The sequence below is a fragment of the Ponticoccus sp. (in: a-proteobacteria) genome, from assembly GCF_048381735.1.
On record NZ_JBLXGL010000004.1, the window covers coordinates 52,913 to 66,193 of the forward strand.

The 13,281-nt window shown below is 69.2% G+C and carries 12 protein-coding genes; 9 read left to right on the forward strand and 3 right to left on the reverse strand.

Annotated elements, in window-relative coordinates; genetic code table 11:
* The first annotated feature begins 195 nt into the window (after positions 1–195).
* The 4 genes from cysS to ACN5KJ_RS09800 all read left to right on the forward strand — a co-directional run bounded on the left by cysS (position 196) and on the right by ACN5KJ_RS09800 (position 4,997).
* The gene (cysS, locus tag ACN5KJ_RS09785) at positions 196–1,584 is read left to right on the forward strand and encodes a cysteine--tRNA ligase (protein WP_418593655.1); all 1,389 of its coding nucleotides are present in this window, start codon (positions 196–198) and stop codon (positions 1,582–1,584) included.
* Positions 1,585–1,888: 304 nt separating this feature from the next.
* Positions 1,889–3,502 carry a citramalate synthase gene (gene cimA / locus ACN5KJ_RS09790; RefSeq protein ID WP_418593657.1) on the forward strand — a complete coding sequence of 538 codons (1,614 nt, stop codon included), beginning with the start codon at positions 1,889–1,891 and terminating at the stop codon, positions 3,500–3,502.
* Positions 3,502–4,218 carry a class I SAM-dependent methyltransferase gene (locus ACN5KJ_RS09795; protein WP_418593658.1) on the forward strand — a complete coding sequence of 239 codons (717 nt, stop codon included), beginning with the start codon at positions 3,502–3,504 and terminating at the stop codon, positions 4,216–4,218. The genes cimA and ACN5KJ_RS09795 overlap by 1 nt, the downstream gene beginning before the upstream one ends.
* A complete protein-coding gene (locus ACN5KJ_RS09800; protein WP_418593660.1) occupies positions 4,215–4,997 on the forward strand; it encodes a squalene/phytoene synthase family protein in 783 nt (260 codons plus the stop codon). The genes ACN5KJ_RS09795 and ACN5KJ_RS09800 overlap by 4 nt, the downstream gene beginning before the upstream one ends.
* Before the next feature lie 493 nt (positions 4,998–5,490).
* Here ACN5KJ_RS09800 and ACN5KJ_RS09805 read toward each other — a convergent pair whose 3' ends face one another.
* Complete coding sequence (locus tag ACN5KJ_RS09805) at positions 5,491–6,723, reverse strand: MFS transporter (protein ID WP_418593662.1); 1,233 nt, start codon at positions 6,721–6,723, stop codon at positions 5,491–5,493.
* Positions 6,724–7,254: 531 nt separating this feature from the next.
* Between ACN5KJ_RS09805 and ACN5KJ_RS09810 the strand changes: the two genes are divergently transcribed.
* The 5 genes from ACN5KJ_RS09810 to ACN5KJ_RS09830 all read left to right on the forward strand — a co-directional run bounded on the left by ACN5KJ_RS09810 (position 7,255) and on the right by ACN5KJ_RS09830 (position 10,898).
* Positions 7,255–7,896, forward strand: coding sequence for a DNA-3-methyladenine glycosylase family protein (locus ACN5KJ_RS09810; RefSeq protein WP_418593664.1), 642 nt, complete (start codon positions 7,255–7,257; stop codon positions 7,894–7,896).
* On the forward strand, positions 7,893–8,306 hold the full coding sequence (locus ACN5KJ_RS09815) for a hypothetical protein (protein WP_418593666.1): 414 nt from the start codon (positions 7,893–7,895) through the stop codon (positions 8,304–8,306). Before ACN5KJ_RS09810 ends, ACN5KJ_RS09815 begins: the two co-directional genes overlap by 4 nt.
* A gap of 48 nt (positions 8,307–8,354) precedes the next feature.
* Positions 8,355–9,020: an alpha/beta hydrolase gene (locus ACN5KJ_RS09820; RefSeq protein WP_347165220.1), complete on the forward strand. Its 666-nt coding sequence runs from the start codon at positions 8,355–8,357 to the stop codon at positions 9,018–9,020.
* A 180-nt stretch (positions 9,021–9,200) separates the two neighbouring features.
* Entirely contained in the window at positions 9,201–9,962 is a 762-nt protein-coding gene (locus ACN5KJ_RS09825; RefSeq protein WP_418593668.1) for a hypothetical protein, read from the forward strand.
* Positions 9,963–10,313: 351 nt separating this feature from the next.
* A complete protein-coding gene (locus ACN5KJ_RS09830; RefSeq protein WP_418593669.1) occupies positions 10,314–10,898 on the forward strand; it encodes an HNH endonuclease in 585 nt (194 codons plus the stop codon).
* 492 nt (positions 10,899–11,390) lie between these two features.
* Here ACN5KJ_RS09830 and ACN5KJ_RS09835 read toward each other — a convergent pair whose 3' ends face one another.
* Together ACN5KJ_RS09835 and ACN5KJ_RS09840 are read right to left on the reverse strand one after the other, a co-directional pair.
* The gene (locus ACN5KJ_RS09835) at positions 11,391–11,918 is read right to left on the reverse strand and encodes a bactofilin family protein (RefSeq protein WP_418593671.1); all 528 of its coding nucleotides are present in this window, start codon (positions 11,916–11,918) and stop codon (positions 11,391–11,393) included.
* Positions 11,908–13,215 carry a M23 family metallopeptidase gene (locus ACN5KJ_RS09840; RefSeq protein ID WP_206563424.1) on the reverse strand — a complete coding sequence of 436 codons (1,308 nt, stop codon included), beginning with the start codon at positions 13,213–13,215 and terminating at the stop codon, positions 11,908–11,910. The genes ACN5KJ_RS09835 and ACN5KJ_RS09840 overlap by 11 nt, the downstream gene beginning before the upstream one ends.
* Between the last annotated feature and the right edge of the window lie 66 nt (positions 13,216–13,281).

Below are 13,281 nucleotides of genomic sequence, written 5' to 3' on the forward strand. Positions count from 1 at the left end.
AATGCAAGGGCCAGGTGGCGCTTGGCGGGCGCCGCGAAACCTGCTAAGGCCTAGGGCCATGAAGATCACCGCAACTCTCATTTGCATCATCTGCTGACCACGGTCGGGGCCCCCGACCATGGCGGGCCGGTCTTCTATTCCCTCTGACGGATGAAGTTGCTAAGCCCGCCGCGACCAACGCGAAGGACCGGGCCTATGGACATCACGCTCACCAATACCCGCACCCGGCGGAAGGAGACCTTCACGCCCATCGACCCCGGGAATGTGCGTCTCTATCTCTGCGGTCCCACGGTCTACGACCGCGCCCACCTTGGCAACGCGCGGCCCGTGCTGGTCTTCGACGTGCTTTACCGGCTGTTGCGGTATGTCTACGGCGCCGACCATGTGACCTACGTCCGCAACTTCACCGACGTGGACGACAAGATCAATGCCACCGCGCTGGCGCGCAAGGAGGCCGGGGCCGAGGGCACTCTGGAAGCGCTGGTGCAGGAACGGTCGGACGAGACCATCGGCTGGTATCACGCGGACATGGACGCGCTTGGCGCGCTCAGGCCCGATCACGAGCCGCGCGCGACCGGCTATATCGCCGAGATGGTCGCCATGATCGAGGACCTGATCGCGCGCGGCCATGCCTACGAGGCCGAGGGGCATGTGCTCTTCGCGGTCGAGAGCTACGCGGCCTATGGCAAGCTCTCGGGCCGGTCGGTCGACGACATGATCGCCGGCGCGCGGGTCGAGGTGGCGCCCTACAAGAAGAACCCGATGGACTTCGTGCTGTGGAAGCCCTCCTCGGACGAGCTGCCGGGCTGGGCGTCGCCCTGGGGCCGGGGTCGCCCGGGCTGGCACATCGAGTGCTCGGCCATGAGCCACGCGCTTCTGGGCGAAAGCTTCGACATCCACGGCGGCGGCAACGACCTGATGTTCCCGCACCACGAGAACGAGATCGCGCAAAGCTGCTGCGCCCACCCCGAGGGCGACTTCGCCCGGTTCTGGCTGCACAACGAGATGCTGCAGGTCGAGGGCAAGAAGATGTCCAAGTCGCTGGGCAATTTCTTCACCGTCCGCGACCTCTTGGATCAGGGCGTGCCGGGCGAGGTCATCCGCTTCGTCATGCTGTCGACGCATTACCGCAAGCCGATGGACTGGACGGCGGAGAAGGCGCGCGAGGCAGAGGCCGTGCTGCGCAAATGGCGTGGCCTTGTCGCGGGCGTCGAGGCGGGCGCGGTGCCAGCGGCGGTCCTTCATGCACTGTCGGAAGATCTGAACACGGCCGGAGCGATTGCCGAGTTGCACCGTCTGGCCGCCTCCGGCGACGCCGCCGCGCTGAAGGCAGGTGCGGCGATGCTCGGCCTGCTGGAGGAGGCCTTGGGCGGCTGGGCGGAGGTTTCGGTGGACCTTTCCGCCATGGCTTCCCGACTTGCCGAGGCCCGCGCGGAGGCCATGCAGAGCAAGGACTTCTCCGAGGTGGATCGGCTGAAGCAGGGCTTCATCGCCGCCGGGCTTGAGGTGCGCATGTCCAAGGAAGGCGTGGAACTGGTCCCGGGCGCGGGCTTCAACCCCTCGAAACTGGAGGGCTTGGTGTGACGCTTCTTGTCGAGCAGCCTGCCCGGCCGCAGGCCGGGCAGCCCCCGTCCGCCCCGTCCCGCCAAAGGCGGGCCGACGTTAAACGGCGCACCTCCGGTGCGACGGGCGGGGGCTTTACCCCCACCCGCGGACGGGAACTGCCCTTTGCGCTTGTTGGCACCCATAGTGATATGCATGGCAGCCTCCTTGCCGACAAACTGCCCATCGCGCCTGTCGGCCTCCTCGCCAACGAAACCGCACCTTGCCGAGGCCGGGCGCGCCGCCTGCGCGCCCGCCGCGCCGCCCGCCAGCAGGGAACCGCCGCATGACCCGCGAACGTCTTTACCTTTACGACACGACGCTGCGCGACGGGCAGCAGACGCAGGGCGTGCAGTTCTCCACCGCCGAAAAGCTGCGGATCGCCGAGGCGCTCGACCGGCTGGGCGTCGACCATATCGAGGGCGGCTGGCCCGGGGCGAACCCCACCGACAGCGCCTTCTTCGAGGAGGTCGGCCAGACCCGCGCCACGCTGACCGCCTTCGGCATGACCAAGCGGGCAGGGCGTTCCGCCGAGAACGACGATGTGCTTGCGGCGGTGATGAACGCGGGCACCGCCTCGGTCTGCCTTGTCGGCAAGACGCATGATTTCCACGTCACCACCGCGCTCGGCATCACGCTGGAGGAGAACGTCGAGAACATCCGCGCCTCTGTCGCGCATCTGGTGGCGCAGGGGCGCGAGGCGCTGCTGGACGCCGAGCATTTCTTCGACGGCTACAAGGCGAACCCCGCCTACGCGCTGGACTGTCTGAAGGCCGCGCAGGCCGCTGGCGCCCGCTGGATCGTGCTCTGCGACACCAATGGCGGGACATTGCCGCATGAGATCGGGCAGATCGTGGGGGCGGTGATCGCGGCGGGCATCCCCGGAGAGCGCCTTGGCATCCACACCCACAACGACACCGAGAACGCCGTCGCCGGGACGCTGGCCGCCGTCGATGCGGGCGTCCGCCAGATCCAGGGCACGCTGAACGGGCTGGGCGAGCGCTGCGGCAATGCCAACCTGACCTCGCTGATCCCGACGCTGCTGCTGAAAGAGCCCTATGCCTCGCGCTATCGGACCGGCGTGACCATGGAGGCACTGGAGGGGCTGACCCGCACCAGCCGGATGCTGGACGACATCCTCAACCGCGTGCCCATGCGGCAGATGGCCTATGTCGGCTCTTCGGCCTTTGCGCATAAGGCGGGGCTGCACGCCAGCGCCATCCTCAAGGACCCGACCACATACGAGCATGTCGATCCGGGCGTGGTCGGCAACCGCCGGGTCGTCCCCATGTCGAACCAGGCGGGGCAGTCGAACCTGCGCCGCCGTCTCGCCGAGGCGGGGCTGGAGGTCGAACCGGGCAACCCGGCGCTGGCGCGTATTCTCGACCTGATCAAGACCCGCGAGGCCGAGGGCTATTCCTACGACACCGCGCAGGCTTCCTTCGAGCTGCTGGCGCGGTCGGAACTGGGCCTGTTGCCCGAGTTCTTCGAGGTCAAACGCTACCGGGTCGCCGTCGAGCGGCGGAAGAACAAGTACGACCGGATGGTCTCGCTTTCCGAAGCGGTCGTGGTGGTGAAGGTCGATGGCGAGAAGAAGCTGTCGGTTTCCGAGTCGATGGACGAGGAAGGCTGCGACCGGGGTCCTGTGAACGCGCTGTCGAAGGCGCTGGCCAAGGATCTGGGCCGCTATCAGGCGCTGATCGACGACATGCGGCTGGTGGACTTCAAGGTCCGCATCACCCAGGGCGGGACAGAGGCGGTCACCCGCGTCATCATCGACAGCGAGGACGGCGAGGGCCGCCGCTGGGCCACCGTGGGCGTCAGCGCGAATATCGTCGACGCCTCGTTCGAGGCGCTTCTGGACGCGGTGCGCTGGAAGCTGGTGCGCGCGGGGGCGTGATGGACTGGGACGCCTTCTTCACCGTCCACATGGACCTGCCGCGCGAAGGCCCCGGTGCCCCCGAAGATGTGGCATGGGCCTGCGCCCTGGCGGAGGTGCCCGAGGAGGCGGCGATCTGCGACGCGGGTTCCGGCCCCGGCGGCGACGTGGCGGCGCTGCTCTCGGCAGCCCCCCGGGGCCATGTCGTGGCGGTGGACCTGCACTTTGGCGAGGCCGCCGACGCGCGCTTGGCGAACGAGCCCCGGGCGCGGGGTGTCTCCGCCGATTTCACGGCGCTGGAAGCCTTGCCCGAGGCGCCCTTCGACCTGATCTGGTGCGCAGGGGCGCTCTACTTCCTCGGTCTCGAAGAGGGGCCGCGCAGACTGGGCCGCGCGCTGAAACCGGCGGGCGTGCTGGCCTTCTCGGAGCCCTGCCGTTTCGTCGAGGCGCCCTCGCCAGAGGCAGGGTCGATCTTCGGTGGCTACCCGCTGCGCGATGCAGAGCAGATCGTCGCCATGGTCGAGACGCAGGGGTTCACGGTCTTGGGCCATCGCCGGGTGCCGGACGCGGGCTGGGAGGCCTATTTTCAGCCGCTGGAAGCCCGGATCGCAGCGCTGCGCCCCGGTGCTGGCGCCCCCTTGGCCGCGATGCTGGATCAATGCGCGCAAGAGGCGGCGGCCTGGCGGGCGCATCGGGCCGAGGTCGGTTATCTGCTGGTCGTGGCACGCCGGACATGAGGTTCGCGCCCGGCAGCGACCTGCATGGCTGTGCCGAACTGGTGCAGCGCGCCGACCCCGAGCGGTTTCGCGCCGTGATGGCGGCGCCGGTGGCGGCGCGGGCGGCGCTGTTTCCGATCTATGCCTTCAATATCGAGGTGGCCCGCGCGCCCTGGGTCACGGCAGAGCCGATGATCGCCGAGATGCGGCTGCAGTGGTGGCGCGATGCGCTGGACGAGATCCGCGCCGGCGGGGCGGTGCGCCGCCACGCGGTGGTGACGCCGCTGGCGCAGGTGCTGGACGCCGAAGGCGCGGCGCTGCTGGACGGGGTGGTCGAGGCGCGCAGGCTGGACATCGAGAAGGCGCCCTTTGCCAACCGGGGCGCCCTGATGGCCTACCTCGCCGCCACCGGGGGCGCCCTGATGCAGGCCGCCGCGCGGGCGCTGGGGGATCGCGACGGGCGGGCGGCGCTGGCTCTGGGAACGGGTTCGGCGCTGGCGGGCTACCTGCGCGCGGTGCCGGAACTGGAGGCCCGTGGCAAGCTGCCGCTGCCGGACGGGCGCCCCGAGGCCGTGGCGGACCTGGCGCGGCAGGGTCTGGCGCGACTGGCCGAGGCGCGCGCCCTGCGCGGCACGGTGGTGGGCGAGGCGCGGCCCGCCCTGCTGGCGGCGGCCATGGCGGCGCCGGTGCTGCGCCGTGCCTCTGACGCCCCGGCGCGGGTGGCGCAGGGTGGGCTGATGCCGCCAGAGGCGCAGGTCCGGGCGCGCTGGCTTTGGGTCGGGATGACCGGACGCTGGTAGGCTGTGCCAAGGCCCCGGTGGGGGCGGGCAGATGCCTTCAGTGGCACGGATCCGGGCGCGTTGCCTTGGGTCGGGGTGACCGGACGTTGGTCGGGGGAGCAGGCGCCTCGGCGCGGGTGGGCTGATGGTGCCGGAAACGCGGGTCCGGGCGGGCTGTGCCGGGTCAGTATCACTGGATGCTGCGCCGTGCCTCTGACGCCCCGGCGCGGGTGGCAGAGGGCGGTTCTTTGCCGCCAGAGGCGCGGGGCCGGGCAGGCTTGCTTTGGGTCGCGGTGACCGGGGGGCCTGAACGTGCGTGCTTGCTTTGCACCGAGGTGATCGGGGGCGATGTCAGGGCGTGTCGGTCCGACCGGCTCTCGATCCGCCTCCGTCAGGGCGCCCGGATCTTGCGACACCCCGGCGGCGCGAAAGGCAGCCTGTCACCGGATCGCTGCCCAGGCTATCCGGGGCAGGATGGGCTTCCAACCCATCCCACCTTGACCGGCGGGCCTGATCAGGCCGCGATGTCCTTCGGGCGCAGCACCAGCCAGATCAGCGCGCCGCCCGCCAGCACGAGGAAGGGCGCCATGGCGAGGTTGACCGCCAGCCAGCCCTGTTGTGCCGTCCCGCCCGAGCAGTTCATCAGCCCGCCCGAGGCCAGAGAGGCCAGGGTCACGCCGCCGAAGACCAGCAGGTCGTTCAGGCCCTGCATGCGCCCGCGCTCATGCGGCTCATGCGCGCCCGCCAGCATCGCCGTGGCGCCGATGAAGCCGAAGTTCCAGCCCAGGCCCAGAAGGATCAGCGCAAGGAAGAACTGTTCCAGCGCGACGCCCGACAGGGCCACCGCCCCGGCACCCGCAAGGATCAGCAGGCCCGCGGCCATGATCTTTTCCACCCCGAAACGGGCGATCAGGTGGCCGGTGAAGAACGAGGGCACGAACATCGCCAGCACATGGGCCGTGACCACATCCGCCGCGTCGCCCTTGTCAAAGCCGCAGCCGACCACGGCCAGCGGCGTCGAGGTCATGACAAGGTTCATCAGCGCGTAAGAGACCATGCCGCAGATCACCGCGACGGCGATGCGGGGCGTCTTCAGCAGCTCCAGCCGCGACCGGCCCTTGGGTGCATCCGCAGAGGGCACCGGCGGGCGCGGAATGTCGAGGAACAGGAACAGCAGCGCGCCGATCAGGTTGATGGCGATGATCGCGCCATAGGTGCCGAGGAAGGGGATGACATAGGCATCCGCCGTGACCTTCACCAGCTGTGGCCCGATGATGGCCGAGGCCAGCCCGCCCGCCATGACGTAAGAGATCGCCTTGGGCCGGAAGTCGTCGGATGCGGTATCGGCGGCGGCGAAGCGATAGAACCCCTGCGCCGACATGTAGATCCCGGTGATCAGCGACCCCAGCAGGAAAAGCGGGAAAGAGGCGGTATACAGCCCCCAGGCCCCGACCGCGCCGCCGAGGGCGCCCGCCAGCGCGCCCAGCGTAAAGCCTGCGCGGCGCCCGAAACGCTGCATCATGGCCGAGACCGGCGTCGCCGCCAGCATCGACCCCAGCACGATCATCGAGATCGGCAGCGTCGCGTAGCACAGGTTCGAGGCCAGCGATTGGCCCGCCAGCCCGCCGATGGTGAAGATCATCGGCATCTGCGCCCCCAGAAAGGCCTGCGCGCAGACCAGAACGGCGACGTTGCGACGGGCGCGGGGCGCGTCGGAGGAGGGGGAAGGGAGGGTCATATCGCTCATGGGGAATGCGTAGGCCGCGCCGCCGGGCTTCGCAAGGCCCGAAGCGCAGGGAGCGGTTCCCCGGGGCATAGAGCAGTCCCCCCGCCCGGCGCCGCGCCTGCCCGCCCGGAACCATCCCGCGCCGGGCTTGCGGTGGCACCCGAAGGCACAAGACGCCGAGGCCGGGACCACCGCCCCCGGGGGCCGCAATGATCCGTCCGCGCAATCCCGGGGCTGCGGCGGCGACGGAGGGCGCAAGATGCCAGGCGGCGACCATCGCACCCCGGGGCCGCAACGGAGCCCCCGGGCAAACTCGGCGCGTGGCTTGCGACAGGGACGCAAGACGCGAAAGCCACGAACTCGCCGCACGGGGCCCCGATGATCCGTCCGCGCAACCCCGGAGCGGTGGCGGCTACCGAAGGCTCTAGACACGGATACCGGGACCACCGCACCCCAGGGCCGCAATGATCGCCCCTGCAATCCCGGGGCCGCCGGGACCGAAGGCGCAAGAGCCGGGTTGACGGGGGCCCGCGGCCCGGGTCACTCAGGGCCATGGATACGGAGCGGACAGAGCGGATCATTCGCGGCACGGACTGCGTAGCCGAGGGTGCGGCCTGGCTGGCCGCCCGCGACCCGCGCTTTGCCGCCGCGCTGACGCTGACCGGGCCGCTGCCCCTGCGCCTGCGCGACGACGGCTTTGCCCAGCTGCTGAGCGCGATCACCAGCCAGCAGGTCTCTGTCGCCTCGGCCCGGGCAATCTGGGCGCGGCTCGAAGAGGCGGGCCAGACCACGCCCGAGGCGATCCTTGACAGCGGCGAAGAGGCGTTGCGGGCGCTTGGCCTCTCGCGGCAGAAGGCGCGCTACGCGGTGGCGCTTGCCGAGGCGGGGCTCGACTACGAGGCCCTGCGCGGCCTGCCCACGCCAGAGGTGACGCGGCAGCTGGTCGCGGTGAAGGGGATCGGCATCTGGACGGCAGAGATCTACGCGATGTTCTCGCTGGGCCGGGCCGATGTCTTCGCGCCCGGGGATCTGGCCCTGCAGGAAGGCGCCCGGCTTTTGTTCGACCTGCCCGAGCGGCCCCGGGAAAAGGCGCTGCGGCAGATGGCCGAGGCCTGGTCGCCCTGGCGCTCGGTTGCCGCGCGGGTGCTCTGGGCCTATTACCATGTCATGAAGCAGCGCGAAGGCATCGCATGACGGCACGGATCGGGATACTGGCGGCGGCCATGACGCTTTGCGGCACGGTGGCCTTGGCGGGGTTCGACGCCCCGACCCTGTGCACCGGGTCCATGCGCTTCTACAACGAGGACGGCACCCACGAGACCTATGCCCTGCGCTTCGCGTTCGAAGGGCCGCGCTACCGCATCCAGGCCACCAGCGAAAGCGGCGAGATCGAGCCGACCGATGATCGCGGCCAATGCGCCGATTACCTCGGCGCGGGCTGCCGGCATGCCTTTGCGATGGACGACGGCGGCACGGACCACTACGACTTCAGCCTGTCGGCGCGGGGGGAGGGCAGGTACCTCTACAGCGAGACATGGGCCGACGGGTTTTCCGGCAGCGCCCTTGTCGACTGCGCCGAGGCGGGCGCCGCGCCCACCAACTGACCGCCCGGCAGACCGGGCGAGGACGACAATCGGGAGACCACCGACACCATGACACGGGTACTGAACACCGGCCGCCGGGCGCCAGCCTCTGGAGAGTTGCGCTCTTGCGTGGTCTTTCTGCACGGCTACGGCGCCAATGGCGCCGACCTTCTGGGGCTGGCCGATCCGCTGAGCGAACACCTGCCGGACACGCTTTTCGTGGCGCCCGATGCGCCCGAGGCCTGCGCCGGGGCGCCCATGGGCTTCCAGTGGTTCCCGATCCCGTGGATCGACGGCTCGTCCGAGGAAGAGGCCATGGCGGGCATGGCCCGCGCGGTCGACGACCTGAATGCCTTCCTTGACGCACTGATGGTGGACGAGGACCTGATGCCCGAGCAGGTGGCGCTGCTGGGCTTCTCGCAGGGCACGATGATGAGCCTGCATGTCGGGCCGCGGCGCGAGGACGAACTGGCCGGGATCGTGGGTTTCTCGGGGCGCCTGTTGCAGCCGGAACTGCTGGCCGACGAGGTGGTGACGAAGCCGCCGGTGCTGCTGGTGCATGGCGATCAGGACGACGTGGTGCCGCCGGATTCGCTGCCGCAGGCCGCCGAGGCGTTGCAGCAGGCCGGCTGGAAAGAGGTCTACGCCCATATCATGAAGGGCACGGCCCATGGCATTGCGCCGGACGGGCTGGGCGTGGCGCTGGCCTTCCTGCGCGACAAATGCGGGTTCTGAGCGGGTAGGGCGTTTCGAAACGCCTTCGAAGCGCCGTGGACGGCGCTTGCAAGCCGCTTCGAAGCGGCTTTGGCGCCCGTGGCAAGGGAACGCCTATCGCGCAGACGTGCAGGCAGCAGGCCTTGTCAGCTTCAGGCCTGCTGTTACCTCTGGGTCCGAGCAGCGGAATGGAGAATTCGGATGACAGGTCCTTTCGGAACATCGCTTCGGGGCCTTGCCCTTGCCGCCATGGGCAGCCTGCCCATGGTCGGACAGGCGATGGCGCAGGAGGCGGGGCTTTGCGACTACAAGCCTTCGATCCTTGCCGGGGCGGCTGTCCAGAAAGCGGGGGAGGCGGGCAAGGCGCTGGCGCCGGTGGCCCGCGAGGGCGCGCGCGCCGCCGGGCAGTGGATGCTGATGCACCCGGGCCAGAGCGTCTCGCTGATCTCGGGCGCGGCGGGCACCGCCTCGGGTACGGCGGCCGGGGCCGGGGGAGTCGCGGCCACCGTGACCTCGATCGTGACCGCGCCGGTGACCCTTGCGGTGGGGGCCGTGACCTTCGCCGCGGCGGGCGGCTACGAGGGCGCCTGCTACTTCAAGGTGGACCGGGTGACGGATGCCGAGGCGGTGCGTGCCATCATCGACAACATCACCCTGACCGACCCGCTGGTCTGGACGCGCAACACCAACAAGGGGCCGGTGATGGTGCTGGCCGGGCCGGAGGGGGAAACGGTTTACCCGATCCGCCAGCTGTATATCGCGGACGGTGTGCTGAAGGTCCGCAACTGGGGCCTGAACGCGACGCTGGGGCCGGTGGCCTTCGTGGAGCCGGCGGCTGCGGTGGCGGCCCCGGCAGCGGCGGCAGGGGTGGAGGCGGCCCCGGCAGAGGCAGAGGCGCCGCCCGCGGCGGCAGAGGTGGTCCCGCCTGCGGCGGCAGAGCCGGAGACCCGGACGGAAGACTAGGGGCCGCCGCGCCATCGCGGGCAATCCGGTATCCGGGCAGGTCCCGGCGCCGTCTCCTGCAGTCCGGCGCCATGGCCCGGGGCGCGGGCCAGAGACCGCAGGCGCCGCCGGACCCCGGGTTCTGGGCTGGGATCGGGCCATCCGCCAGGCGACAGTTTGCGGTTCCGCCGCCCGAAAAGCGCATGTTGCCTGTCACACGCACATTACAAATGCGGGGTAGCCCTCTGTCACGACACTGCATGTTGCGGGACTTGTCAGAAGCCCGACGCGATATATAGTGATCATGGTAAGGGGCGGGGCGTCCCGCTCCGGCTTGAAAACGAGCAGACGGAGCGGAGGACGAGTCCCGTCATGGACCCAGAGTTCAGAACGAATTTCGTACGTGAACCGGGGGCATTGAAACAGCACCCGGCCTTGGTGCTGAATGCGGATTACAGGCCGCTGTCCTATTACCCGCTGTCGCTCTGGCCATGGCAGGACGCGGTCAAGGCGGCCTTTCTCGACCGGGTGGACATCGTGGCCGAATACGACGAGGTCGTCAGAAGCCCGAGTATGAGCATCAGGATACCCTCGGTGGTGGTCCTGAAAGATTTCGTGAAACCTCAGAAGCGCGTGGCATTCACGCGCTTCAATCTTTTTCTGAGGGACGAATTCCGCTGCCAGTACTGCGGCGCCAAGTCGGAACTGACCTTCGATCACGTGGTTCCGCGCGCCTCGGGCGGGATCACCAGCTGGGAGAACGTCGTCGCCGCCTGCGCGCCCTGCAACCTGCGCAAGGGCTCGAAAAGCCTGCGGCAGGCGAAGATGTCGCTGTACAAGACCCCGCGTCCGCCAAGCGCCGGAGAGCTGCTGAACATGGGTCGCCGCTTCCCGCCCAACCACCTGCACGAAAGCTGGATGGACTTCCTGTACTGGGATGCCGAACTGGAGGCCTGACGGGACTGTCTTCCGGCTGACACGATCCCTGGGACAGGGAAGCAGAGGTGTTTTCCGAAGCCCCGATGCGGGCGCATTCGGTGTCACAGGCCGGGGGCCGTCGATCGCGGGCTGCCCGCTGATGCGCCGTGTCGTGTCGGCCTATGCCAGCGCCCTGCGCGCAGCCCCGGGGCCAATCGAAAAGAGACACGGGGTTGGCGTTGCCCTCGATCCCCGAGGATCGGCTGCTGGGCGCGCGGGCCTCTCGATGGCCGAAAGCAGCGCCTTAGTGTCGCCGGCGGCGTTGAGGCGGACAGCCACAGGATGCAGCGGCGTCCCGGAACAGGGGCCAGCGCGACCTCGCGTGCAGGGCAGAAGAGGCGATGAACAGGCTGGCGGAGGGGGCAGCAGCGACGCGGACATGGCGGGCCCTTCGGTCGGGCTGCCGCCAGAACAGCAAAAGGCCCCGCCGATGGCGAGGCCCGTGATCGGAAAATCCGGTGCTGCCGCGGATCAGCCGTTCTGCTGGGCGGCGGCAGGCGCGGGCGCGGCACCGGGCTGCCCGGGCTGCTGGCCGGGCTTGGCGCGGCCACCGTTCAGCGGGTCGTCCTGACGCTGCACCGAACCCTCGAAATGGGCGCCGGATTCGATTGCGATGGTCTTGTGGATGATGTCGCCCTCGACCCGCGCGGTCGCGGTCAGGCGGACCTTCAGGCCGCGCACGCGGCCCACGATGCGGCCATTCACCACGACGTCGTCGGCGATGACCTCACCCTTGATGGTGGCGCTTTCGCCGATGGTCAGCAGGTGGGCGCGGATGTCGCCCTCGACCGTGCCCTCGACCTGGATATCGCCGGTGGTCTTGATGTTGCCCGTGACGTGCAGGTCCTGGCTCAGCACCGACGCGGGCGGCTTGGCCTTGGGCGCGGCGGGGGTCGCGGGCTTGTAGTCTCCGACCGGCGACTTCGGTGCATCCATGGCAGCAGTCTTGCCTTCGTCGGGCTTATGTCCCGGCTCGTTGATTTTGCTCTTAGAAAACATCGTTAGCAGCCTTGATATAGGTCATGGGGTTGACGGGTTTGCCACCGACACGGACCTCGTAGTGGAGGTGCGTCCCGGTCGACCGTCCGGTGTTCCCCATATCACCGATCCGATCCCCGCGCGAGACCCTTTGGCCGACCTTCACGCGGATTTTGGACTGGTGCGCATAGCGTGTCTCGATGCCGAATTCATGCTGGATCTTCACGAGACGCCCGTAGCCCGAGGACCAGCCGGCGTGGGTCACGACGCCGTCGGCGGTGGCGTAGATCGCGGTGCCGTGCGGCGCGGCGAAATCGGTGCCCGCGTGCAGGCGGCCCCAGCGGTAGCCGAAGCCCGAGGTGAAGCGGAAGGCATCCTTGAGCGGCGAGGCGAAGGGCGCCTTCTGGGCCGCGATGCGGTACATGTTCAGCCGGTCCATCTGGTTCAGGATCCGGTTGGCGCGCATCATGTCTTCGGTGGGCTGTTCGCCCCGTGTCGAGAAGGACAGCGGCGTCAGCGGACCGCCCTGACCCGAGTATCCCTTGCGCACCTGTCCGAGAATGCGGTCGGGGTCCATCCCGGCCTTCTCGAACATCCGGTCGAGCGGCTTGACGGAGACGGTCATCGCCTCTTCCAGCTGGCGGAAGATGCGGTCGTTCTTCTCCTCCATCAGCTCGATCTCGGCCTCCATCTCGGCGGCGCGGACCAGCGCAAGCTGCGCGTCGGCGACAACCTTGTCGCGTTCCTCGGCGGTGCGGGCCAGCGCGTCGGACAGGATGCCGACCTGGCCATCGTCCTGACCGGCAGCGGCCAGCGGCACGCCGCCCTCGATGCTGTCCTGCAGGGAGGCAAGCCGGTCGCTGACGTCCTGCCGGGCCTTCATGGTGTCGCGCAGGGTGGCCTGGATCACGTCGATGCCGGTCTCGAGCTCGCGGCGGCGGGTCTCGGATTGCAGAAGCTCGGTCTGCATGACCGAGATCTGGCGGAGAGCGGCATTGAAGCGATCCTGGGCGGCCAGCGCCTCGGCGGCGCGGGTGTCGCGTTCGCCCGACAGGGCATTGAGACGCTGCTGGTAGGTGATCTGTTCGCGGCGGGCCTGCTCGCGGAAGTTGCCGGCGCCGATCGAGTCCATCAGCAGCACGGCGGTGGCGATGGTGGTCCAGCCGACCAGAAGAGAGACGCCGGTGAAGGCAATGGCCTGGGTCTCGGGTCGCAGCCGGATGAAGCGGGTCTCGCTGTCCGATCGCAGGAAAAGCCGGCGCTCCGGGAAGAAACCCTCCAGAAGCGCGTGTGTCTTTATCGCCAGACGTGTTCTCACCTGGTGTCCCCTAAGTCGTCCCAACAAAGACGCTCGGTTCCCCATCCGGCGCCTTGCAAAGGGGCT

What these genes read in the sequence shown, in the direction of transcription:
- cysS (WP_418593655.1), top strand. Translation starts at nt 196, where the DNA reads ATGGACATCACGCTCACCAATACCCGCACCCGGCGGAAGGAGACCTTC.
- cimA (WP_418593657.1), top strand. Translation starts at nt 1,889, where the DNA reads ATGACCCGCGAACGTCTTTACCTTTACGACACGACGCTGCGCGACGGG.
- ACN5KJ_RS09795 (WP_418593658.1), top strand. Translation starts at nt 3,502, where the DNA reads ATGGACTGGGACGCCTTCTTCACCGTCCACATGGACCTGCCGCGCGAA.
- ACN5KJ_RS09800 (WP_418593660.1), top strand. Translation starts at nt 4,215, where the DNA reads ATGAGGTTCGCGCCCGGCAGCGACCTGCATGGCTGTGCCGAACTGGTG.
- ACN5KJ_RS09805 (WP_418593662.1), bottom strand. Translation starts at nt 6,723, where the DNA reads ATGAGCGATATGACCCTCCCTTCCCCCTCCTCCGACGCGCCCCGCGCC.
- ACN5KJ_RS09810 (WP_418593664.1), top strand. Translation starts at nt 7,255, where the DNA reads ATGGATACGGAGCGGACAGAGCGGATCATTCGCGGCACGGACTGCGTA.
- ACN5KJ_RS09815 (WP_418593666.1), top strand. Translation starts at nt 7,893, where the DNA reads ATGACGGCACGGATCGGGATACTGGCGGCGGCCATGACGCTTTGCGGC.
- ACN5KJ_RS09820 (WP_347165220.1), top strand. Translation starts at nt 8,355, where the DNA reads ATGACACGGGTACTGAACACCGGCCGCCGGGCGCCAGCCTCTGGAGAG.
- ACN5KJ_RS09825 (WP_418593668.1), top strand. Translation starts at nt 9,201, where the DNA reads ATGACAGGTCCTTTCGGAACATCGCTTCGGGGCCTTGCCCTTGCCGCC.
- ACN5KJ_RS09830 (WP_418593669.1), top strand. Translation starts at nt 10,314, where the DNA reads ATGGACCCAGAGTTCAGAACGAATTTCGTACGTGAACCGGGGGCATTG.
- ACN5KJ_RS09835 (WP_418593671.1), bottom strand. Translation starts at nt 11,918, where the DNA reads ATGTTTTCTAAGAGCAAAATCAACGAGCCGGGACATAAGCCCGACGAA.